Source organism: Pantoea sp. GW821-FHT03E06 (genome assembly GCF_059420725.1).
The window spans coordinates 1,384,265-1,406,426 of the sequence record NZ_JBWKUG010000001.1 but is presented as its reverse complement, the minus strand read 5'-3'; the positions used below and the strand labels follow the sequence as shown (position 1 = coordinate 1,406,426).

18 protein-coding genes are annotated in these 22,162 nt (G+C 56.4%); 9 read left to right on the top strand and 9 right to left on the bottom strand.

Annotated elements, in window-relative coordinates:
• Window positions 1–5: 5 nt before the first annotated feature.
• The gene (locus tag AC07WB_RS06475; RefSeq protein ID WP_494940214.1) at window positions 6–1,670 is read left to right on the top strand and encodes a methyl-accepting chemotaxis protein; all 1,665 of its coding nucleotides are present in this window, start codon (window positions 6–8) and stop codon (window positions 1,668–1,670) included.
• A 129-nt stretch (window positions 1,671–1,799) separates the two neighbouring features.
• Here AC07WB_RS06475 and gsiD read toward each other — a convergent pair whose 3' ends face one another.
• From gsiD to AC07WB_RS06450, 5 genes are all read right to left on the bottom strand, one after another.
• Window positions 1,800–2,705 (bottom strand): glutathione ABC transporter permease GsiD, encoded by a 906-nt coding sequence (gene gsiD, locus AC07WB_RS06470; protein WP_097094414.1) that lies wholly within the window; start codon window positions 2,703–2,705, stop codon window positions 1,800–1,802.
• A 10-nt stretch (window positions 2,706–2,715) separates the two neighbouring features.
• Window positions 2,716–3,636, bottom strand: a complete 921-nt coding sequence (gene gsiC / locus AC07WB_RS06465; protein WP_097094415.1) for a glutathione ABC transporter permease GsiC — start codon at window positions 3,634–3,636, stop codon at window positions 2,716–2,718.
• Window positions 3,637–3,685: 49 nt separating this feature from the next.
• A complete protein-coding gene (gsiB, locus tag AC07WB_RS06460) occupies window positions 3,686–5,221 on the bottom strand; it encodes a glutathione ABC transporter substrate-binding protein GsiB (protein ID WP_494940213.1) in 1,536 nt (511 codons plus the stop codon).
• Window positions 5,222–5,284: 63 nt separating this feature from the next.
• Window positions 5,285–7,141: a glutathione ABC transporter ATP-binding protein GsiA gene (gene gsiA, locus AC07WB_RS06455; RefSeq protein WP_494940212.1), complete on the bottom strand. Its 1,857-nt coding sequence runs from the start codon at window positions 7,139–7,141 to the stop codon at window positions 5,285–5,287.
• A 9-nt stretch (window positions 7,142–7,150) separates the two neighbouring features.
• Complete coding sequence (locus AC07WB_RS06450) at window positions 7,151–8,116, bottom strand: isoaspartyl peptidase/L-asparaginase family protein (RefSeq protein ID WP_494940211.1); 966 nt, start codon at window positions 8,114–8,116, stop codon at window positions 7,151–7,153.
• A 359-nt stretch (window positions 8,117–8,475) separates the two neighbouring features.
• Between AC07WB_RS06450 and moeA the strand changes: the two genes are divergently transcribed.
• A complete protein-coding gene (moeA, locus tag AC07WB_RS06445) occupies window positions 8,476–9,711 on the top strand; it encodes a molybdopterin molybdotransferase MoeA (RefSeq protein ID WP_494940210.1) in 1,236 nt (411 codons plus the stop codon).
• A 5-nt stretch (window positions 9,712–9,716) separates the two neighbouring features.
• Window positions 9,717–10,463: a molybdopterin-synthase adenylyltransferase MoeB gene (gene moeB, locus AC07WB_RS06440; RefSeq protein ID WP_494940209.1), complete on the top strand. Its 747-nt coding sequence runs from the start codon at window positions 9,717–9,719 to the stop codon at window positions 10,461–10,463.
• A gap of 176 nt (window positions 10,464–10,639) precedes the next feature.
• Here moeB and AC07WB_RS06435 read toward each other — a convergent pair whose 3' ends face one another.
• Window positions 10,640–12,091, bottom strand: coding sequence for an FAD-binding oxidoreductase (locus AC07WB_RS06435; protein WP_494940208.1), 1,452 nt, complete (start codon window positions 12,089–12,091; stop codon window positions 10,640–10,642).
• Between the two features lie 39 nt (window positions 12,092–12,130).
• Complete coding sequence (locus AC07WB_RS06430; RefSeq protein ID WP_494940207.1) at window positions 12,131–12,916, bottom strand: SDR family oxidoreductase; 786 nt, start codon at window positions 12,914–12,916, stop codon at window positions 12,131–12,133.
• 382 nt (window positions 12,917–13,298) lie between these two features.
• Between AC07WB_RS06430 and AC07WB_RS06425 the strand changes: the two genes are divergently transcribed.
• Entirely contained in the window at window positions 13,299–14,576 is a 1,278-nt protein-coding gene (locus AC07WB_RS06425; RefSeq protein WP_494940206.1) for an MFS transporter, read from the top strand.
• A gap of 2 nt (window positions 14,577–14,578) precedes the next feature.
• Complete coding sequence (locus AC07WB_RS06420; RefSeq protein WP_494940205.1) at window positions 14,579–16,024, top strand: FGGY-family carbohydrate kinase; 1,446 nt, start codon at window positions 14,579–14,581, stop codon at window positions 16,022–16,024.
• Here AC07WB_RS06420 and AC07WB_RS06415 read toward each other — a convergent pair.
• Window positions 16,021–16,560, bottom strand: coding sequence for a glycerol-3-phosphate responsive antiterminator (locus AC07WB_RS06415; protein ID WP_494941055.1), 540 nt, complete (start codon window positions 16,558–16,560; stop codon window positions 16,021–16,023). The genes AC07WB_RS06420 and AC07WB_RS06415 overlap by 4 nt on opposite strands.
• Before the next feature lie 51 nt (window positions 16,561–16,611).
• Window positions 16,612–17,529 (bottom strand): LysR substrate-binding domain-containing protein, encoded by a 918-nt coding sequence (locus AC07WB_RS06410; RefSeq protein WP_345827000.1) that lies wholly within the window; start codon window positions 17,527–17,529, stop codon window positions 16,612–16,614.
• 223 nt (window positions 17,530–17,752) lie between these two features.
• Between AC07WB_RS06410 and AC07WB_RS06405 the strand changes: the two genes are divergently transcribed.
• The 4 genes from AC07WB_RS06405 to AC07WB_RS06390 are packed head-to-tail and all read left to right on the top strand — an operon-like array spanning window position 17,753 to window position 22,123.
• Entirely contained in the window at window positions 17,753–19,117 is a 1,365-nt protein-coding gene (locus AC07WB_RS06405) for an MFS transporter (RefSeq protein ID WP_097094427.1), read from the top strand.
• A gap of 12 nt (window positions 19,118–19,129) precedes the next feature.
• Complete coding sequence (gene fae / locus AC07WB_RS06400; RefSeq protein ID WP_097094428.1) at window positions 19,130–19,630, top strand: formaldehyde-activating enzyme; 501 nt, start codon at window positions 19,130–19,132, stop codon at window positions 19,628–19,630.
• A gap of 14 nt (window positions 19,631–19,644) precedes the next feature.
• Window positions 19,645–20,706 carry an aldo/keto reductase gene (locus AC07WB_RS06395; protein WP_494940204.1) on the top strand — a complete coding sequence of 354 codons (1,062 nt, stop codon included), beginning with the start codon at window positions 19,645–19,647 and terminating at the stop codon, window positions 20,704–20,706.
• Complete coding sequence (locus AC07WB_RS06390; protein WP_097094430.1) at window positions 20,684–22,123, top strand: NAD-dependent succinate-semialdehyde dehydrogenase; 1,440 nt, start codon at window positions 20,684–20,686, stop codon at window positions 22,121–22,123. The genes AC07WB_RS06395 and AC07WB_RS06390 overlap by 23 nt, the downstream gene beginning before the upstream one ends.
• The last annotated feature ends 39 nt before the right edge of the window (window positions 22,124–22,162 follow it).

Below are 22,162 nucleotides of genomic sequence, written 5' to 3'. Positions count from 1 at the left end.
CCCCTATGTTTAAACGAATGAAAATTGTGACCGCCATCATGATGATTCTGGTGGTTTTCACCGCGATGCAGGCGATTTCCGGCTCGCTGTTTTTATCATCCCTGATTGCCGGGCAGCATAATTTCACGACCAGCAATCAACTGTCACAGCAGCAGCGTGAAGTGGCCGATGGCTGGCAAACGCTGGTGAAAACGCGCGTCATCATTAACCGCGTCGCTATTCGTATTCTGAAAAATCAAACTGATGAGTCATCACTTGCGGCGATCAATAAACTGCTGCTGTCCGCAGGCGCGTCGCTTGATGAAGCTAATCAGCACTATCAGCTGTATAAAACCATGCCGCGCCTGCCGGGACAAAGCGCCGACGCAGCCAGCGTCATTGAGGCTAAGTTCACCGCTTTCGCTGACATACTGAAACAGTCCGCCGTGTTCCTGAAGGCAAATGACTATGCCGCCTACGGCAATCTGGATGCACAGCAGGCACAGGACGATCTGGAAGCCGCTTACAAACAGTGGCGCGAGCAGAATGTTCAACTGCTAGCGGAACGTAATGCAGAAAACAATAGCACCTATCAGCAGATGTTGGTGATGGTGGGCGTCATGATCGCCGTGGTGTTGCTGTTGCTGATTGCCGTGTGGGTGCTGGTACGCCGTATTCTGCTGGCCCCGATGAAACAGGTTCAGCAGCAGCTGGAGCGTTTTGCTGACGGCGATCTCTCCGCCAGCTTGCAGGTGGAAGGACGCAGCGAAATGGCGTCGATCGCCGCCAGCCTTAACCATATGCAGCAGGCGCTGCGCAACACCATCAACAACGTACGTGATAGTGCTGATGCCATTTTCGGCAGCGCCAGCGAAATCGCGACCGGTAATAACGACCTCTCTTCGCGTACCGAGCAGCAAGCGGCGTCGCTGGAAGAGACAGCGGCAAGCATGGAAGAGCTAACCGCAACCGTTAAACAGAACGCTGATAACGCGCGTCAGGCTACGCAACTGGCAAAAACAGCGTCAGAAACGGCCGACAAAGGTGGCAATGTGGTTGATGGCGTGGTGAAAACCATGCGCGACATCGCCGATAGCTCGAAGAAAATTGCCGACATCACCAGCGTCATTGACGGCATTGCTTTCCAGACGAACATTCTGGCACTGAACGCGGCGGTAGAAGCGGCGCGCGCCGGTGAACAGGGCCGCGGCTTTGCCGTGGTGGCCGGTGAAGTACGTAATCTGGCGCAGCGCAGCGCACAGGCGGCGAAAGAGATTAAACTGCTGATTGAAAATTCGGTGCAGCGCGTGAATATCGGTTCACAGCAGGTGAGCAGCGCAGGCGATACGATGCAGGAGATCGTCAGCGCCGTCACGCGCGTCACCGATATCATGGGCGAGATTGCTTCAGCGTCTGATGAGCAGAGCCGTGGCATTGATCAGATTGGTCAGGCGGTGAATGAGATGGATCGCGTCACGCAGCAGAATGCCACGCTGGTGCAGGAATCCGCTAACGCCTCGGCATCTCTGGAGCAGCAGGCGAGCAGCCTCTCCTCTGCGGTTTCGCGCTTCAATACCGGCACGCGTCAAGCAACGGAGCCTGCTACCAAAGCGGTAAAACCTGCACTTACCCCTACCCGCGCGCTGCCTGCGGTGGCAGCACACAGTAACGATAACTGGGAAACGTTCTAAAGCAGTTATCTTACAGTTGATGAAAAGGTCGCCATAAATAGCGACCTTACGGATGATCGATGCAGGTATTGTGCGGCTGAAATCAGCACATTTTTGTAGGGTCGTCATTCATGGCGATCCAATCTCACATCAAGTTTTCAGTTTCGGATCGAGCGCATCACGCAAACCATCGCCCAACAGGTTAAACGCCAGTACGGTGAGGAAAATCGCCAGGCTGGGGAAAATCGCCACGTGCGGCGCAATCACCATATCGGCGCGCGCTTCATTGAGCATCGCCCCCCACTCAGGCGTAGGCGGCTGCGCGCCCAACCCCAGAAACGACAAGCTCGCCGCAGTGATAATCGAAGTACCGATACGCATGGTGAAATAGACCACAATCGACGACACCGTGCCGGGTAAGATATGTCGCATGATGATGGTCCAATCCGACGCGCCAATACTGCGCGCCGACTCAATATAGGTTTGATGTTTCAGCACCAGCGTATTGCCACGTACCAAACGGGCAAACGCCGGAATACTGAAAATCGCCACCGCGACAATGACGTTGCTCATGCCGCTGCCCATGATCGCCACCACCGCAATCGCCAGCAGAATGCCGGGAAAGGCAAACAGCACGTCACAAATACGCATGGTGATGCGATCCCACCAGCCTTCGTAATAGCCCGCCAGCAAACCCAACACCGTGCCAATCAGCGCGCCAATCGCCACGGAAAAGAAACCCGCAATCAACGAGATGCGCGTTCCCACCAGCACACGACTGAAAATATCGCGCCCCAGCGAATCGACGCCAAACCAGTGCATCAGCGACGGTCCTTCATTCAGCCGGTCGTAATCGAAATAGTTTTCCGCATCAAACGGCGCAATCATCGGCGCAATAAACGCCACCACAATCAGCAGCAGTACAAACAGTCCGGCCAGCAGCGCCACATGTTGCCGGCGAAAGCGCCGCCAGAATTCACGCCACGGCGTGCGCACCCGGTTTTCAGTGATGGTCGGCAGAGTTTTTAATGCCGCGGCACGTCGCCAGTTCTTCAATTGCGACTCCTTACTTGTAGCGAATTGCCGGGTTGATTGCCGCGTACAGCACATCGACAATCAGGTTAATCAGGATGAACTCCAGCGAGAACAGCAATACTTCGGCCTGAATCACCGGGTAATCGCGCATCTCTACCGAATCCACCAGCAAGCGGCCTAAGCCAGGCCAGTTGAACACCACTTCCACCACAATTGAGCCGCCCAGCAGGAAACCGAACTGCAGGCCCATCATGGTCACCACCGGAATCATCGCATTACGCAGACCATGTTTTACCACCACCAGCGATTCGCGTACCCCTTTGGCGCGCGCGGTGCGCATATAATCTTCCTGCATCACCTCCACGAACGAGGCGCGGGTGAAGCGCGCCATCACCGCCGCCACCGCGGCACCCAGCGTGATTGACGGCAAAATGTAGTGTTTCCAGCTATCTGCGCCCACGGTCGGTAACCACCCGAGTTCGACCGAAAACACCTGCATCAGCAGCATGCCGAGCGCAAACGCCGGGAACGAGATGCCCGACACCGCCAGCGTCATACCGATACGATCCGGCCAGCGATTGCGCCATACCGCGGAGGTAATGCCAATCGCCATACCGAAAATTACCGCCCACACCATGCTGCTCAGCGTCAGCCACAGCGTGGGGAAAAAGCGTGCGGCAATTTCGTCGATAACCGGTCGCTTCGAGACCAGCGAATGACCAAAATCGCCCTGCACCGCGTTGAGCATAAAGTGCCAGAACTGTTTGATCAGCGGCTGATCGAGGCCGAGATCCTGACGCACCAGCGCCACCACTGAAGCATCCGCTTCCGGGCCGGCAATCAGGCGCGCCGGATCGCCCGGCAGCAGGTGAACAAACAGGAATACCAGCACCGCAACAATCAGCAGCGTGGGAATCAATCCCAGTAATCGTTTGAGAAAATAGTTGAGCATGCAAAGTCCTGCGCAGCATTGGCCAGCCCCGCAGGGCTGGCCGCGTCTGTTACTTCAGATCGGCCTCATCAAAATTGAATGAGGTATCGGGCATGACATAAAAACCGCTGAGGTTTTTATTGTTGGCAGACAGCAGTTGCTCGACCACCAGCGGGATCCACGGATGATCGTTCCAGATGCGATCCTGCGCGTCTTTATACAGTTTGGCCTTCTGATCGCGATCGGTGGTTTTCAGCGCATCGGCGAGATCTTTATCCACCTGCGGATTGCTGTAGAACGCGGTGTTAAAGATCGCTGGCGGCCAGGACGTGGTGGCGAACAGCGGCGTCAGCGCCCAATCGGCTTCACCCGTTGAAGCGGACCAGCCGGTGTAGAACATGCGTACACCGCTCTCTTTCTGCCCTTTGCTCTCGACTTCAGCCGCGCGCTGACCGGCATCCATCGCCGTCACCTTCACCTTCACGCCCACCTGCGCCAGCTGCTGCTGAGTGAACTCCAGCACTTTCTGCGCGGTGCTGTGGTTATGCGATGACCACAAGGTGGTTTCGAAGCCGTTCGGGAAGCCGGCTTCTTTCAGCAATTCACGCGCTTTAGCCGGATCGTATTTGATCGCCGGATAGCTCTGGGCAAAGTCGATGGTTGGCGGCACGATGCCGGTAGCTGGCGTGGCGTAACCGGCAAAGGCCACTTTCGCCAGCGCCTGACGGTTAATCGCGTACTCCAACGCTTCACGCACTTTCGGATTATCAAACGGCTTTTGCGTGACGTTGAGGCTGATATAGCGCTGCATGATCGACGGCGTGGTCACCACATCGAGCTTGCTGTTGCCTTGCAGCAGTTTGGCCTGCTCAAAGGGTACCGGGAAAGCAAAGCTTGCTTCACCGGTTTGCAGCATTGCCGCGCGGGTGTTGTTATCCACCACCGGACGCCAGGTAATGCTATCCAGCTTCGGATAGCCTTTTTTCCAGTAGCCATCCCACTTCTTCACTTTCACGAAGTCGGTCTGATTCCAGGTATCAAAGGCAAACGGGCCGGTACCCACCGGATGGAAGCCAATATCCTTGCCATATTTCTTCAACGCGGTCGGTGAAATCATCACCGCCGCCGGGTGCGCCAGGTTGTTGATGAAGGCTGAGAACGGCTGTTTCAGGGTGATCTTCACCGTGCTCGGATCAACTACTTCGGTAGTGGCGATATATTTGAACAGGTTATAGCGCTTGAGGTGGTTATCCGGATTGCTGGCGCGATCGAGGTTAACTTTCACCGCTTCGGCATTGAAATCGGTACCATCCTGGAATTTCACGCCGGAACGCAGCTTGATGGTGTACGTCAGGCCATCGCTGCTCGCCTGATAGCTCTCCGCCAGTACGTTGGTCAGCTTCATGTCTTTATCAAAGCCGAATAAGCCCTGATAGAAAGACTTCGCTACCGCCTGCGACAGCGTATCGTTGGCATCGTAAGGATCGAGCGTGGTAAAGGTTGAGGCCACCGCAATCACCGCATCTTTCGCCGCCCACGCGGGCAGCGCCAGCGCCGAACTCAACAAACCGGCAGTGATAACCCCTTTTCGCATAATATGGTGCATCGTTATCGTTCTCCTGTAATCCCTGTCATGCGCGACATCCAAAGATGTGCGGTTATTTGCTGCTCAGGCGCCGCTAATTGCGTGGCGGGCAACAAAATGGCCCGGTGCCACTTCCAGTAAGGGCGCCACTTCCGGCTCATCGCCCAGCGGGCGAATCGGGCTGGGGATCTCATCCACCATCAGCGCCCGCTCACGATGCCGGTGGGCCGGATCGGCCACCGGCACCGCGGCCATCAGTTTTTTGGTGTAAGGATGACGCGGCTGTTCGAACACGGCCTGGCGCGGTCCCATCTCCACAATCTGTCCAAGATACATCACCGCCACGCGATGGCTGATACGTTCTACTACCGCCATATCGTGCGAGATAAATAAGAAGGCGATACCAAATTCGCGCTGCAAATCGAGCATCAGGTTGATGATCTGCGCCTGAATTGACACATCCAGCGCCGACACCGATTCATCGGCAATCACCACTTTGGGATTGAGCGCCAGCGCACGCGCAATGCAGATGCGCTGCCGCTGCCCGCCGGAAAACTCGTGCGGATAGCGCTGCGCATGTTCCGGCAGCAGGCCAACACGTTCCAATAGCCAGGCGACGCGCTTCTCCGCCTGACGGCGATCCATCGTTTGATGCACCAGCAGCGGTTCCATAATGGAAAAACCCACGGTTAACCGCGGATCGAGTGAGGCGTACGGATCCTGAAAGATAAACTGAATATCACGGCGCAGCGACGCCAGCGCATTGCCCTGCAACGCATCAATGCGCTGGCCATCAAAGGTAATCGTGCCGCCCTGGCTGGCTACCAGCCGCAGCAGTGAACGTCCGGTAGTAGATTTACCACAGCCGGATTCGCCCACCAGCGCCAGCGTTTCACCGGCGTAGAGATCGAAACTGACTTTCTCCACCGCGTGCACGCGACGCTTCACGCGATTGAGCAACCCGCCGCGAATATCGAAACGCGTAACCAAATCGCGAACCTGTAAAATCGGCGGTCGATCGTGGCGTACCGTATCCTGCGGTGCTGCAATTTCTTCGCGACCGTTAGCATGCAGTAAGGGAAATTTTGCCGGTAACGGCTGGCCGTGCATGGCACCGAGCTTTGGTACCGCCGCCAGTAATGCGCGGGTATATGGCTGCTGCGGATCGGCAAATAGCTGCTGTACCGGTGCGCGCTCCACCACATCGCCGCGATACATCACCTGCACGCGATCGGCCATCTCTGCCACCACACCCATGTCGTGGGTGATAAAAATCACCCCCATCTGCATCTCTTTTTGCAGCACGCGGATCAGCTGCAGAATTTGCGCCTGGATAGTGACGTCGAGCGCGGTGGTGGGTTCATCGGCGATCAGCAGCGCCGGTTTGCACGACAGCGCCATGGCGATCATCACGCGCTGGCGCATACCGCCGGAAAGTTGATGGGGATAGCGTGCCAATACATTTTGCGCTTCCGGAATACGCACCAGGTCGAGCATGCGGCGCGCTTCGGCCAGCGCCTGCTGGTGGCTTTTGCCCTGATGCAAACGGATGGATTCCGCAATCTGTTCGCCCACGGTAAAAACCGGGTTAAGCGAGGTCATCGGCTCCTGAAAAATCATCGCCATATCAGCGCCGCGCACCTTGCGCATCTGACCGCTGGAAGCGCGCATCACATCCAGCACGTCGCCATTACGGCGACGTAGCTGGATTTCACCGCTCACCTCGCCACCGGCCTGCTGGATTAAACGCATCAGCGCCAGTGAGGTGACGGATTTGCCCGAACCCGATTCACCCACCAGCGCCAGCGTTTCACCGCGATGCAGGTCGAGCGACAGGTTGCGCACCGCTTCGGTAATGCGTCCTTCATGCTCAAAGCGCACGTTAAGATCGCGCACCGCCAGAACCTGCTCCGGCGCAAACTGCAGCTGTTGGTCCGTCATGCCTGCTCCTTAGCTGTCGCGGTAAATCGCTACCTCAACATCGCCATCAACATAGGCGAATCCGCGATACATACCTTCGCTGTTAAACGGCAGCGCGACATTACCTGCGGCATCCACCGCAATCAGCCCGCCGCTGCCGTCCAGTTCCTGCACTTTGTCGTGAATGACATTGGCGGTGGCCTGCTGCAGCGAGCGTCCGGCGTAGTGCATCTGCGCCGCCACGTCATAGGCGGCGAGCGTACGGATAAACACTTCACCGGTGCCTGTGCAAGAGACAGCAACGCTGTCGTTGCTGGCGTAACAGCCCGCGCCGACCAACGGTGAGTCACCAACGCGCCCGGCCTGTTTATTGGTCATACCGCCGGTGGAAGTGGCGGCTGCCAGATTACCCTGAAGATCGAGCGCGACTGCGCCAACCGTACCGAATTTGCGATCCGGATCGAGCGGATCGTCGCTGTGACCGCTGGCTTCGCCGTCGTGATCGAGCACCATCTGCTGGCTGTGCAGCGCGCGCTGCAGCTGTTCCCAGCGCTCCGGCGTGGAGAAGTAATCGGCCTCAACCGGCGTTAAGCCCTGTTCTGCGGCGAACGCTTCTGCGCCTGCACCAATAAACAGAACGTGCGGACTGTTTTCCAGCACCTTACGCGCCGCCAGGATCGGATTGCGGATATGGCTGACGCCCGCCACGGCACCTACGGCCCGCGTGCGGCCATCCATGATGCTGGCATCCAGTTCGTGGCTGCCCTGATGCGTGAAGACCGCACCTTTACCCGCGTTGAACAGCGGGCACTCTTCCAGCAGGCGTACGGCTTCTGTCACCGCATCCAGCGCACTGCCGCCGGCCGCCAGAATCTGCTGGCCGGCGGTAACGATTGCGTTCAGTTGTTGACGATAGTGCTGCTCTTTTTCGGCGCTCATTGCCGCACGCGTAATCGCGCCCGCGCCGCCGTGAATTGCGATAACTGCTCTGGCCATAACCGGTACCCTGTAAAGGAATCAGAACCAAAAACACTGATTTAGAATGGTTTTCATCTTTTTTTGGCAATTTTCGACTATAGAAAGCCCCCCTCATCTTGTAAAGCAGAAACTGCCTTCACGGTCATAACCTTTTATTGTGGATTATGCTTTTTTGGTCGCTATGTGTTTACTCGCTGCATAGTTGCAAACCAAGACAAGCGATATCACAGATCGCACGCATCGTAGCGACACAATTTATTGCGCGATAAATCGCGCCGCTGCGGAATGGGCGGTGAATGAGTAACGTGCGCACTCGCTTAACGGCCACGCATTACCCATAATAGACCGCATCTGAAATTAACCAGGCAGAGATGGACATGGAACCTTTTACCGCAGGATTAATCTCCCTCGAAGACGCGCAGCAAAAGATGCTGCAGCAGTTAACGCCCATTAGCGATTCGCTCAACGTTTCGCTGTTTGAAGCCGCCGGGCGCATCACGGCTAAACCGATTAACTCACCGCTCGATGTGCCCTCTTTTGATAACTCAGCCATGGACGGTTACGCCGTTCGTCTGGCGGATATCGCACCCGAGCGCCTGCTGCCGGTTGCCGGCAAAGCGTTCGCCGGTGCCCCTTTTAACGGCGAGTGGCCAGCGGGCAGCGTGATTCGCATTATGACCGGCGCGCCCATTCCCGCCGGGTGCGATGCCGTGGTCATGCAGGAGCAAACTGAGCAGCGCGACGGTGGCATTGTCATTACCGCGCCCGTGCAGCGGGGCCAGAATATCCGGCGCATCGGTGAAGATATTCAGGCAGGAAAACAGGTTCTCGACGCTGGCGTACGCCTCGGCGCCGCTGAACTGCCGCTGCTGGCCTCTCTCGGCATCGCCGAAGTGAATGTGCTGCGCAAATTGCGCGTCGCCATTTTCTCTACCGGCGATGAATTGCAGGCCGTTGGCCACCCCCTGGCGGCGGGTCAGATATACGATACCAACCGTTTTACCGTGGCATTGATGCTCAATAAACTCGGCTGCGAAGTGATCGACCTGGGTGTGATTGCCGACGATCAGGCTGCGCTGCGTAATGCCTTTACTGAAGCCGATCGCCAGGCCGATGTGGTGATCAGCACCGGCGGCGTGTCGGTCGGCGAAGCCGATTTCACGCGGTCGATGTTGGAAGAGCTCGGCGCTATTACCTTCTGGAAGCTGGCCATTAAGCCGGGCAAACCCTTTGCCTTTGGACGGCTGGCAAACAGCTGGTTCTGCGGCCTGCCGGGAAATCCGGTCTCTGCGGCAGTAACGTTCTATCAGCTGGTACAGCCGCTGCTGGCGACGTTGACCGGGCAAACCACCCGCATCATGCCGCTGCGCCAACGCGCGCGCGCCACGCAGCGTTTGAAAAAGTCGCCGGGTCGTCTCGATTTCCAGCGTGCGATTCTCAGCCGCGGTGATGACGGCGTGCTGGAAGTCCGCAGCACCGGCGCGCAGGGTTCACACGTATTCAGTTCGTTTGCATTGGCTAACTGTTTTGTGGTGCTGGAGCGCGATCGCGGCGATGTGGAAGCCGGCGAATGGGTGGAGGTTGAAGCCTTTAACAGTCTGCTGGAGGGCTAGTGCACATGGAGCTGAGTGATGAAGAGATGCTGCGCTATAACCGCCAGATCGTGCTGCGCGGCTTCGATTTTGACGGCCAGGAGAAACTTAAGGCTGCACGCGTGTTGGTCGTCGGGCTGGGCGGACTGGGCTGTGCAGCCGCACCTTATCTGGCCTCGGCGGGTGTAGGCCATCTCACGCTGCTCGATTTCGATACCGTCAGCCTGAGTAACCTGCAGCGCCAGATTCTGCACAGCGATGCAAAAATTGGCGTGACGAAAGTAGCCTCCGCGCAGCAGCAGCTGGCGGCCATCAATCCCCATTGCCAGCTGGAAGCGATTGATGCTCAGCTGGATGATGCACAGCTAAGCGCACTTATCGCACGGCACGACGCGGTGGTGGATTGCACTGACAACGTTACTACGCGCGAGCAGATCAACCGTCTCTGTTTTCAGCACAAGGTGCCGCTGATTTCTGGGGCAGCGATTCGTATGGAAGGTCAGCTGAGCGTATTTACCTGGCAACCCGGCGAGCCCTGCTATCGCTGCATCAGCCGTTTATTCGGCGATCAGGTATTGAGCTGTGTCGAAGCGGGCGTAATGGCACCGCTGGTGGGTATCGTCGGAGCTATGCAGGCGATGGAAACCTTAAAGGTACTGACTGGATTTGGCACCCCCGCGAGCGCGAAGTTGCTGATGTACGACGCAATGAGTGCAGAATTTCGCAGCATGAACGTGGCGCAGGATACGCATTGCGAGGTTTGCGGCAAATAGGTCGCCAGACATGGCGTAATGCCGCTCACCTAAGCAAAAAAATGCCTTTTTATGCAGGTGCGCATGAATGCGCACCCTACGAAAACCCGGCGATATCCACGTAGGCTCACCATTGATGGTGACCGGTTTACGCTTAACTGACGAGCATTACGCCATTCATAGCGACTCGCTCATCTTTATTCATGCGGGAAGATGGTGCCTTTATTCATAATCCCATTCGGATCGAAAGCGGTTTTCAGCGCCTGCAAAATAGGCCATGCGCTGCCGTGCTCCTCTTTCGCCCACTGTACGCGATGTTTACCAATGCCGTGATGATGCACCATGGAGCCACCCAGCTTCAGCGTCTCTTCCACAATCATGCCGTTCAGCGGTACATGATATTTCGCCATCTCCTCTTCCGGGCGGCAATCCACCACGTTGTAGTCATAGACAAAATACATATTGGTACCATTGATATAGCTATGTGAGGAGTGTCCACCGAGCATGGTGATATCTTTCGCATGCGGAAATTCAGTACGGATGCGTTTTAGTACGTTTTCATAAATCGCGTTGATGGTTGACCAATCTCCCGACACCTCGGTGGTGAAGCCCATATTACCGGTACGCAAGATGACGTCGCGCTCGGCCTGCACTTTGTCGGGTCCCCAGTTGAGATTTTCGAACCAGTTCTGAATCAGCGTGCTCTCGACCGGCTGACACGCTTTATGTTGCGCCACTATCGCTTCAATCCCTTTGCCCGTCGCTTCACTGATGCCGCGCGTCCCTTCTGCCATAAATATCAGAACGCACTTATTCTGCGAGAAGTGGCTAAAGTGCTGATTGGCATCTTCCGGATCGTACAGACGCGCAATCGAAGGGCGATAACCTTCTACCATCACTTCGCGCAGGATTGAGAAGCCGGTTTTCATTGAATCAAGCAGATAACCATAGAAGCGGTTGTTCTCTGGCTGGTATTTGAACATCTTCACCGTGACCTCGGTGATGAAGCACAGCGCGCCTTCATTACCAATGATCACATGACGGATATCCGGCCCCGCCGCACGACGTGGCACATTTTTGATGCGGGTAATATCACCATTGGGGAACACCGCTTCCAGACCAACGACCATGTCCTCAATCGCACCGTATAACGTTGAGAATTGACCAATGCTGCGTGTTGCCACCAAACCGCCCATCTGCGCCAGCGGTTTGGACTGCGGCGAATGACCGGTGGTATAGCCCTGCGCGCGCAGCTGATTCTCCAGTACCTCCAGCGTCACGCCGCACTGCGCGGTAACCTGCATGTTTTCAATGTCGATCTTGATGACCTTATTCATGCTGGACCCGTCCAGCACCACAGAATTCGGTGCCGCCGTTTCTAATCCCCCTTCGGTGGCAGAGGCGCCGGTGCGTGGCACACCATTGATCTGGTGACGATTCATAAACGCCAGCACATCCGCGACCTGCTGCGTATTTTGCAACTTCACCACCGCCGCAGGAATCGGCATGGTATAAACGCCGTGAATATCGGCATATTTGCGAAAACGGTCATGGCTGCTGCGGCGTAACTCTGCCTCATCGGTAATAATCTGCTGCGGGCCAGCGATCTCTTTTAACTGCTCGACAATGGCTTCACGTGAAAGCGTCATAATATATTCCTCTAAATCTTCAAGTATCACGGGTATAAATTAACGAACCCGATATCCACCATCGACCACCAATAAATGGCCGTTGACATAATCTGATGCACGACTGGCTAAATAGACCATCGCCCCCATTAAATCCTGCGTATTTCCCCAGCGATTAGCGGGAATATGATCCAGTACGCGCTGATTAGTAACCGGATTACTGCGCGTCGCCAACGTAATAGGCGTGGCGTAATAACCGGGAGCAATCCCGTTGACCTGAATATTGTGTTGTCCCAACTCATCACAATAGGCTTTGGTTAAGCCGGCAATAGCATGTTTAGTGGCCGCATAAGCGGGCGATCCTTGCCCACCCAGCCAGGAAAAGAGGGAACAAATATTAATAATTTTACCGTGCTTTTGCGGCACCATTATTTTCGCGGCCTGATGGCTCATTTCAAATGCCGCGGTAAGATTTACCTGGATCATCGGATCCCAATCCGCGCGATCAAATTCCAGCACGGAATTCAGCTTACAGATCCCAGCATTGTTCACCAGAATATCCAGCTGACCCAATCGCTCCAGACACTCCGCGACAATGCGCGCCGGTTCACCGGCCTGAGTGATATCGGCCTGCATGAATTCGGCACGCACACCACAATTTTCAATCAGTTGGCGTGTTTCCGGATTGGCAGCGGCGAGGTCAGGAATAAACACATTGGCGCCGGCTTTGGCCAGCGCCACGGCAAATGCCTGGCCTAATCCGCTGTTGCCACCGGTGACAATCGCGCTTTTTCCATGCAACCCAAAGAAGTCGAGAGAAAAACTCTCCAGCGCTTCCGTCGTCATTATTAACCTCCTGGCTGAATAACGGGCAATAAAAAAGGAGAAAAGCAAGCTCCTTCGCGGTGAAGCGAAGAAGTTACTTTTCTCCTAATCTCGAGTAACTGTTAATTACGCTAACATGGGCTTTTCTAAATTTAAAGCGATCGCCATCACAAAATTCCGGCAGAATAAAAATCATAAAAAATGCTGGGATTTTATTAAGCGAAATAAGAAAAAGCTGAAATATACACTTCCTTTTAATTTGTGATTTTCTTCACAACACCTTTCTCGGCTGCCGTGTTAAAAATGCGGTCCGTTACTGTCTGAGACGAAGAGAAAAGTAACTTTCCGCGAAAGCGGAGAGGACGCTTTTCTCTTTTTTTTGTTTTTAATTTGGGGATCGAAGATGCAAACTCAAAATATTACCCGCTGGTTAACGTTGGCGGTAATTAGCATCAGCGGCGGCATTAGCTTCGACCTGGCCTATTTACGCTACATTTATCAGATTCCGATGGCAAAATTCATGGGCTTTTCGAATACTGAAATCGGTATCATTATGAGCACCTTTGGTATCACCGCTATTTTGCTGTACGCGCCTGGCGGCATTATTTCCGATAAGTTTTCGCACCGAAAAGTCATGTCCGGTGCGATGATCGCCACCGGCCTTCTGGGTGCTGTGATGGCAACCTATCCGCCGCTGTGGGCAATGTTGTTAATTCAGGTTGCCTTCGCCATTACCACCATTTTGCTGCTGTGGGCGGTCTCAATCAAAGCCGCATCGTTACTCGGCACGCGTGATGAGCAAGGCAAGATCATGGGCTGGATGGAGGGGCTGCGTGGGGTTGGCGTCATGGGGCTGGCGCTGTTTACCGTGTGGGTCTTCGCGCAGTTTCATCCCGACGATCCGAACAGCTTAAAGGCGGTCATTCTGATCTACAGCGGTACCTACATTGCGCTCGGGATCGCCTGCTGGTTTCTGGTGAGCGATGGTTTTGTCCCCGATGAGCAGGAAGAAACTTCGGCCTTTAGCCTGCAGCACGCGCTGCAGGTGTTGAAAATGCCGACCACCTGGTACTGCAGCATGATCATCTTTGGCGTGTATACCATCTACGCCATTCTCAGCTACTCCACCAACTATCTCTCTGAAATCTATGGTATGTCTCTGGTGGCGGCAAGCTATATGGGCATCATTATCAACAAAGTGTTTCGCGCTATCTGCGGCCCGCTTGGCGGCATGGTCACCAGCTACAGCCGCTGGCGTTCACCTACGCGAGTGATCCAATTTTTCGCCGCGATCTGCCTTGTCGTGGTGGCACTGTTATATATGGTCACGCGGACACCCGTGAGCCTGGCGCTGGCGATTGGTTTAATCCTGCTGATGGGATTTACCTGTTACGCCTCACGTGGCCTTTATTTTGCCTGCATCGGCGAAGTGAATACGCCAAAACAGATTCTTGGCACCACCATTGGCATCTGCTCGGTGATCGGCTTCTTGCCAGATGTGTTTGTCTATCCCATCGTTGGCTACTGGCAGGACGCATTGCCCCCCGCCCTCGCCTATCGAAATATGTGGATGATGGGCGGCATTGCCTGCCTGTTGGTGTTGCTGTTTACCGCATTATTGATGGGCCAGATTAAGCGGGTAAGCCCCGCCGCTAGCACCGCGCCAGTAAAAGGAGTGTAACTATGTCAGCGCGTTATTTAATGGGAATTGATGTCGGTACCCAAAGTGCCAAAGTGGTGATCTTCCACACTCATGGCGACGTGATGTGCAGCGCGCAGCAGCCGCTTCGCACGCTGGAAATTCCACAGACGAACCGTGCGGAGCATCCGGATGACGATCTCTGGACAGCGGTGCAGCAGGCGTGTCGCGCAGCCATGGCTCGCTTTCATCAGCTGGGCGGCCAGGACCATCAGCTGCTGGCCGCCGGATTATGCGTCATTCGTTGCTGTCGCGTATTAATGCGTGCCGATGGCGAACTGGCATGGCCGGTCATCAACTGGATGGATGCGCGTCTTAATCAGCCTTATCAGCATGCCGATGAATACGGTAACGTGCGCTGGGTGACCACCACCTCAGGTTACATTACGCACCGTTTAACCGGCCAGACGCAGGATACCAGCGCCAACTACATTGGCTGGTGGCCGATGGACGATCTCCGCCAGGATTGGGATGCCGGTAAAATGACGGCGTGTAACCTGCAGCGCGCTCAGCTGTTCGACGTGGTGCGGCCGGGCGAAATCCTGGGTGAGGTCACCTCGGCCGCCGCGCAGGCCAGTGGATTGCCCGCGGGGTTACCGATTATCGCCACCGCGCATGATAAAGCGGTAGAAGCTTTGGGTTCCGGGGCGCTGGCAGGCGGTGAAGCGCTGATATCACTCGGCACCTACATTGGCGCAATGGTGCATGGCGACGCAGAACCGCGCAGCAGCGATCGCTTCTGGCCCTTCCAGGCCGCGCTGCCGGGACGGTTTCTTTATGAATGCATGGGCGTGCGGCGTGGCATGTGGACCGTCAGCTGGTTCCGCGATCAATTTGGTGCCGCTGCGGTACAGGATGCGCGCGATAAGGGCGTGGATATCGAAAGCCTGCTCAGTGCTGAGGCCAGCACGGTGCCGCCTGGCAGTGATGGCTTGATCACCCTGCACGACTGGGCCGCGCCAGCAGAAGCGCCCTGGCGCAAGGGCGCCATCATCGGTTTTGACGGACGCCACACGCGGGCGCACCTGTTCCGTTCGCTGCTCGAAGGCATTGTACTGACGATGAAGAACCATGTGGATCCGATGATGCAAGCCCTTGATCGACCGTTAACGCAACTGGTGATTTCAGGTGGTGGTGCTAACAGCGATCTGTTTATGCAGCTGTTTGCTGACATCTTTGGTGTCCCGGCACGGCGCAATGCCATGCGCAGCTCGGCGGCGATTGGCTGCGCCATCAATGCCGGTATGGCCGTTGGGGTTTGGCAGAATTATCAGGATGCCGTGGCGGCGCTGGTGAAACCTGGCGAGACCTTTACGCCAGATGCTCGCCATCATGCGCATTATCAACGGCTTAACCAGCAGGTTTATCAGCAGCTGCACGCGGTACTCGATCCGCTGCTTCAGCGCTTAAGCCCGCTGGCTAACGTTTAGCGCCGCTGCGCCAGCGGCCAAACGCTGGCGTTGGTGGTAGACACCGCCAGCGCCCCGGCCGCCAGCGCCAGCCGCGCATCTTCTTCATCACACACCAGACCGCCCGCAATAATTGGCTGGCTGATGCGTTCAGTGATCCAGCCCAGCACTTTAGGCATACAGCCAGGCAGGATCTCCACGATATCCGGCGACGACTGCGCCACCTGTTTATCGATGTTATTAAACGAGATGGAATCCAGCACAAATAGGCGGTGAATAGCCCAAAAACCATGCTGACGCGCCGCTTTGAGCATCGCCGGTTTCGTGCTGATGATGCCGTCCGCCTGGGTGACGATTTTCAAAAACTGGATGACCACTTCCTGACGCGAGCTGCCTTCCAGCAGATCGACATGAACGAAAGCGATTTTCCCGGCCTGTTTGATCTGGCCGACGATGCGTCCAATGTTGCAAATATTGCCATAGAGCACCGAGACCACCTGGCAGGGTGAATCAAGCGCCAGTTGCAGGCTCTGAGCATCCTTTACCGCTGCCACCATTGGCGCGTTCTTTAACAAATCAATTAACTCCACTGCACACCACCCTTTCGTTTAAAGCGTAAGACTGGCCGCTGGCATCGCAGCGGTAAAACGCTGCATCTCCGCCAGCAACCAGTCGCGAAATACCGTGACGCGCGGCAGCGTTTGCTTGCCGCCCGGCACTTCCAGCCAGTAGCCATTGGCGCTGGAGAGCAAATGGGGCGATACCAGCGCCAGCACGCCACTGTTAAGTTCATTGCGCACCATCGCACGATCGAGCACCGCGTAACCGGCGCCGGTCACACAGGCATTGATCACCTGATCCTGCGTGCTAAAAGCCAGCCCGTTATCTTCCAGCGGTGGGGCTGCACCGCACGCCTGATACCAGCGCGACCAGTTATCCAGACGGCTGTCGCCATTCAGCACGTGCAGCTGCGGCATCAGGCTGATCTCTGGCCACAGGCCATCCAGCATCAACAGCGGACTGCCCACCAGCACCAGCGTTTCATGGCACAGCCACTCACCGGTGGTGCCCGCCGCGTGCGCTTCCTCCTGCGATCCAAAGCGGATGGCGCAATCGAAATCGCTGTATTTCTGGCGCGCCTCACTGATCAGCATAATTTGCAGCTGGCGATGCTGTTGCCGCAGCGTAACCAGGCGCGGGGCCAACCAGCGGGTGGCAAAAGTCGGCGCAACCTGCAGACGCAGATGCTGACGCGGATTGTGCTGCTGTACGTTGCGCACGCCCTCCTCCAGCAGATCCAAAGACTGGCGTACCACCGGCAGCAGCTGGATCGCTTCTGGCGTAAGCAGCAAACCGCTGTGGCTGCGCACGAACAGATCCTTACCTAGAAAGGTCTCCAGCTGCCGCATCTGCCGGCTGGCGGCACTTTGCGTCATGAACAACGCATCGGCAGATTTACTGAAACTCAACGTGCGGCAGGTCTCTTCAAACAGTCGCAACATACTGAGAGAAGGTAATTTTCTCATCCCTGCCTCCGGCAGACATGGCAGCAAAACAGAGCGCCAATCTAATCACAGCCCTTACTAACACGGAGAACCGACATGCAATTTTATGAGTGCAATCACAGGAAATTGCGGAATAGGGGTATGACTTTTTCGCACTGGCCTGCCCCTTAAGCAAGTGTCACAGTAATTTCTCATCCAGATAACAATAAAATAACAACCATCTCTCCCCGAAGGAGGAAGGAACATGACGCAAACGACTCTGATGGATGATGTACCCTTAAATCGCTTTCACCTGAAAATCACCGGGCTGACGTTTGGCGCCCATCTTACTGATGGCTACATTCTCGGTTCGGTTGGCTTCGCGCTGACGCAAATGACGCCGCAGATGGCCCTGACCCCGTTCTGGCAAGGCATGATCGGCAGTTCAGCGCTGCTAGGCCTGTTTCTCGGCAGCCTGATTTTGGGCTGGATCGCCGATACCGTCGGTCGCCAGAAGATCTTCTGCTTTAGCTTTATCCTTATTACGCTGGCATCCGGTATGCAGTTTTTTGTCGAGTCGGCAGAACAGCTTTTCCTGTTACGCATGCTGATCGGCTTTGGGCTCGGCGGAGACTTCGCCGTGGGCCACACCATTCTGGCTGAATTTGCACCACGCAAACATCGCGGCGTGCTGCTTGGCGCGTTTAGCGTGCTGTGGACTGTCGGCTACGTGGCGGCAAGTTTTGTCGGCCATCTGGCGCTGCAAACCGACGCAGAAGGTTGGCGCTGGCTGCTGGCATCGTCGGCGCTGCCCGCCTTTGCCATTTTGCTGCTGCGTATTGGTACGCCAGAATCACCGCGCTGGCTGCTGCGGCGCGGCCGTCGAGACGAAGCAGTGAAAATTGTGCATCGCCTTTTCGGCCCAAACGTCACGCTCCAGGAGGAGCGCCAACAGACCCAGGATGGCAGCCTGAGCGCCCTGTTCCGTCCGCGCTATCGCCGCCGCACCGCATTTAACTGCCTGTTTTTTGTTTGCCTGGTGATCCCCTATTTCGCCATCTACACCTTTCTGCCGGCCATTTTGCGCCAGATGGGACTGGATCAGGGCTTCGCAACCGATCTGCTGCTGAGCGGCCTGCTGCTGGTTGGTGCCGTGCTTGGCATTGTGTTGACCGCGCTTTGTTCTCGCCGCGGTTTCCTGATTGGCTCATTTGTGTTTCTCGCGGCTTGCCTACTGCTTCTGAGCCTGCTGCATAACAGCGCGGGCATCTGGCTGATTGTGCTGTTTGCCGCTTTCACGCTGGTGATGTCGGCGGTAAGCAATCTGGTTGGCGTCTTCCCGGCCGAGAGCTTCCCCACCGATGTTCGCTCCCGTGGCGTAGGCTTCGCCACGTCAATGAGTCGACTCGGCTCGGCCGTGGGTACGCTGCTGCTGCCACTTGCCATCGTCAATTATGGCATTGCCGGCACCATGGCGCTGCTGGCCGCCATTCTGGTTCTGGGTGCGCTGGTTTCCATTGCCTGGGCGCCGGAAACCAAAGGGTTGACGCTCACCGATGCATCGCAGGAAACCCCAGCGGCTGAGCCTACGCTCAATCCACCCCCTTCAACTTCAACGCAACATCTGTAACGAGAGGCAATGATGGAAATGTATATCGGTGAAGGCTTCGCAGGCGACGGCGTAAATGCCTCACACATCAATATCATGATTGGACCGCGCAATGGCGTGGTGGGCCAGGCGTTCGCCACGAGTCTGGCCACGCCATCGCAGGGACATTGTCCGTTTATGGTGGTGATCAAACCCAACGTCCCCGCGAAACCCATGACGCTGTATGTCAACAAAGCGGCCATCGACAGTGATTTACACGGCAACGCCACGTGGGGCGCATCGCAAGCGGCAATTGCGAAAGCGGTTACCGAAGCTCAGCTGCAGGGCACGCTGCCGCCGGAAGCCGAAGATGAGTGGTGCATCGTTACCGCCAACTGGGTCAATCCCGGCTGTAGCGATCTGGATGAAGTGTTCGCCAATAATTATCGCGCCTGCACGGTGGCGATTGCGGCGGCGATGGAGAAACTGCCGGGGCGTCAGCAGCTGATCCGCGCGTTGCCCGAGCTGGGCAATCCATTCTATTCCCCGAAGTGACAGGAGTTGCAACCATGGAATATATCAAACTGGGCCACAGCGGTTTAAAGGTATCACGCCTCTGCCTCGGTACCATGAACATGGGCAGTAAAAACTGGAAACCGTGGATTTTCGACGAAGCGCAAAGCGAGCCTATCATTCGCCACGCGCTGGAAAAGGGCATCAACTTTATCGATCTGGCGGACTTCTACTCCAGCGGTGCGGGTGAAGAAGTGGTAGGCCGCGTACTTAAACGCCTCGCCCAGCGCGATGAGCTGGTGCTGACCACCAAAGTCGGGTATCCGCTGGGCGGTGGTCAGAATAATCAGGGCCATTCACGTAAGCACATTCTCGATAGCATCGACGGCAGCCTGCGCCGCCTCGGCACCGATTATGTCGACATCTACATGCTGCATTATTTCGACGTGAATACCCCGATTGAAGAGACCTGGGAGGCGATGAACAGCATCGTGCGCAGTGGTAAAGCGCGTTATGTGGGTGTCTCCACCATGTATTGCTGGCAACTGGCGAAGATTCTGTGGTGCTGCGAGCGCAACGGCTTCGTCAAGCCAATCAATATGCAGCTACAGCTTAACTGCGCCTACCGTGAAGAAGAGCGCGAGATGATGCCCTTCTGTCACGATCAGGGACTGGGCGTGTCGGTGTTCAGCCCGCTGGCGCGCGGCTTACTCAGCGGCGATGTGCAATCCGTGCGTAATCAAACCGACTTCTTCACTCGCGAAATGTACGCCGACGAAACCTCGTTGCAGATTGCAGAATCGGTGGCTCGCGTGGCCGCCGCGCGCGGTATGTCGAGTGCGCAGGTTGCGCAAGCGTGGGTGCTGTCTCATCCCGGCGTTGATGCGATGCTGGTGGGAGCCGATAGCGTCGCCCAACTCGATAGCGCCATTGCGGCGTTACATACCCCGCTGGATAGCGAGGAGCGTTTTGAACTGGAACGCAATTATACGCCTTGCGATCTCATCAACGATTACACCGCAGGAAAACGCATCGCGCGCCATAGCCGCGCAGCACGCACCCTGTTTGCCAATCCCGATCTGCAAGGAGTTTCGCATGACAACATCACTGCTGCGTAGCGGCTGGTATTGCAATGGACAATGGCTGGAGAGCGATCGTACTTACGAAGTGACCAACCCCGCCGATGACACCCGGGTGGCGCAGGTCGCCTGCGTGGGTGCAGCAGAGACCACGCGCGCCATTGAGGCTGCCGCCGCCGCCCTGCCCGCCTGGCGGGCGCAGACGGCCAAAGCACGCGCCGCTATTTTGCAGCGCTGGTATCAGCTGATCGTCGAAAACCAGGAAGCGCTGGCCCAATTAGTGGTGCAGGAACAGGGCAAAGTGCTGGCAGAAGCGCGTGGCGAAGTGCTGTATGCCGCCAGTTTTATTGAGTGGTTTGCCGAAGAAGGCAAACGGGCCAACGGCAAAACGATTCCCACCACCAAACCGGGCAACCTGATCCTGACGCTGAAACAACCGGTGGGCGTTGTCGCCGCGATTACGCCGTGGAATTTCCCGCTGGCGATGCTCACGCGCAAACTCGGTCCAGCACTGGCTGCTGGCTGTACCGCCGTTGTAAAACCGGCCAACGAAACGCCGCTTTCGGCATTTGCTCTGCTGGTACTGGCCGAACAGGCTGGCGTGCCGCCGGGCGTGTTGAATGCAGTCAGCGGCGAAACGGTGGAGATTGGTCATACGCTAACCCATAGCGATGTGGTGCGTAAGATATCGTTCACCGGCTCGACAGCGGTGGGCAAGTTACTGATGCGTGATGCGGCGAGTTCGGTGAAAAAACTCTCGCTCGAGCTCGGTGGCAACGCGCCCTTTATTGTGTTTGATGATGCCGACCTTGATGCTGCAGTGGAGAGCGCAATGGCGGCGAAATTCCGCAACAGCGGCCAAACCTGTATCTGCGTGAATCGCTTTTACCTGCAGGATGGGATCTACGATCGCTTCGTCACCCGGCTGGCTGATGCGGCGAGTGCGTTGAAGGTCGCGCCCGGCCTGACACCCAACGCGCAGCAGGGACCGCTTATCCATCATCGTGCTGTCGAGAAGGTTGAAGCACATGTGCAAGATGCATTGCAGCAGGGAGCGCGTCTGGTTTGCGGTGGAGAACGCCATGCGCTGGGTGGCAATTTTTACCAGCCAACGGTGCTAGCCGATGCGAATGAAAATATGCGTTTGGCACAGGAAGAGACCTTTGGTCCGGTGGCCGCGTGTTTTCGTTTCAGCACGGAGGAGGAAGTCATTAAGCGCGCGAATAACACACCTTATGGGTTGGCCGCTTATCTGTTTACCCGCGATCTGGCGCGTGCGCTGCGCGTTACACCGCAGCTGGAGAGCGGAATGGTCGGGGTGAATGAAGGCATGATATCCACCGAAGTGGCGCCGTTTGGCGGCGTGAAAGCCTCGGGGCTGGGACGCGAAGGTGCGGACGTTGGGCTGGAGGAGTATCTTGAGACCCAGTATGTGAATATTGGGCAAATCGGTTAACGCGTTTATCGGGTTAAGAGGCGATAATTCAATAGCCAG

Excerpts from the sequence above, each read along its gene's own strand:
- AC07WB_RS06475 (WP_494940214.1), top strand. The coding sequence starts at position 6 with ATGTTTAAACGAATGAAAATTGTGACCGCCATCATGATGATTCTGGTG.
- gsiC (WP_097094415.1), bottom strand. The coding sequence starts at position 3,636 with ATGCTCAACTATTTTCTCAAACGATTACTGGGATTGATTCCCACGCTG.
- gsiB (WP_494940213.1), bottom strand. The coding sequence starts at position 5,221 with ATGCACCATATTATGCGAAAAGGGGTTATCACTGCCGGTTTGTTGAGT.
- gsiA (WP_494940212.1), bottom strand. The coding sequence starts at position 7,141 with ATGACGGACCAACAGCTGCAGTTTGCGCCGGAGCAGGTTCTGGCGGTG.
- AC07WB_RS06450 (WP_494940211.1), bottom strand. The coding sequence starts at position 8,116 with ATGGCCAGAGCAGTTATCGCAATTCACGGCGGCGCGGGCGCGATTACG.
- moeA (WP_494940210.1), top strand. The coding sequence starts at position 8,476 with ATGGAACCTTTTACCGCAGGATTAATCTCCCTCGAAGACGCGCAGCAA.
- moeB (WP_494940209.1), top strand. The coding sequence starts at position 9,717 with ATGGAGCTGAGTGATGAAGAGATGCTGCGCTATAACCGCCAGATCGTG.
- AC07WB_RS06435 (WP_494940208.1), bottom strand. The coding sequence starts at position 12,091 with ATGACGCTTTCACGTGAAGCCATTGTCGAGCAGTTAAAAGAGATCGCT.
- AC07WB_RS06430 (WP_494940207.1), bottom strand. The coding sequence starts at position 12,916 with ATGACGACGGAAGCGCTGGAGAGTTTTTCTCTCGACTTCTTTGGGTTG.
- AC07WB_RS06425 (WP_494940206.1), top strand. The coding sequence starts at position 13,299 with ATGCAAACTCAAAATATTACCCGCTGGTTAACGTTGGCGGTAATTAGC.
- AC07WB_RS06420 (WP_494940205.1), top strand. The coding sequence starts at position 14,579 with ATGTCAGCGCGTTATTTAATGGGAATTGATGTCGGTACCCAAAGTGCC.
- AC07WB_RS06415 (WP_494941055.1), bottom strand. The coding sequence starts at position 16,560 with ATGGTGGCAGCGGTAAAGGATGCTCAGAGCCTGCAACTGGCGCTTGAT.
- AC07WB_RS06410 (WP_345827000.1), bottom strand. The coding sequence starts at position 17,529 with ATGAGAAAATTACCTTCTCTCAGTATGTTGCGACTGTTTGAAGAGACC.
- AC07WB_RS06405 (WP_097094427.1), top strand. The coding sequence starts at position 17,753 with ATGACGCAAACGACTCTGATGGATGATGTACCCTTAAATCGCTTTCAC.
- fae (WP_097094428.1), top strand. The coding sequence starts at position 19,130 with ATGGAAATGTATATCGGTGAAGGCTTCGCAGGCGACGGCGTAAATGCC.
- AC07WB_RS06395 (WP_494940204.1), top strand. The coding sequence starts at position 19,645 with ATGGAATATATCAAACTGGGCCACAGCGGTTTAAAGGTATCACGCCTC.
- AC07WB_RS06390 (WP_097094430.1), top strand. The coding sequence starts at position 20,684 with ATGACAACATCACTGCTGCGTAGCGGCTGGTATTGCAATGGACAATGG.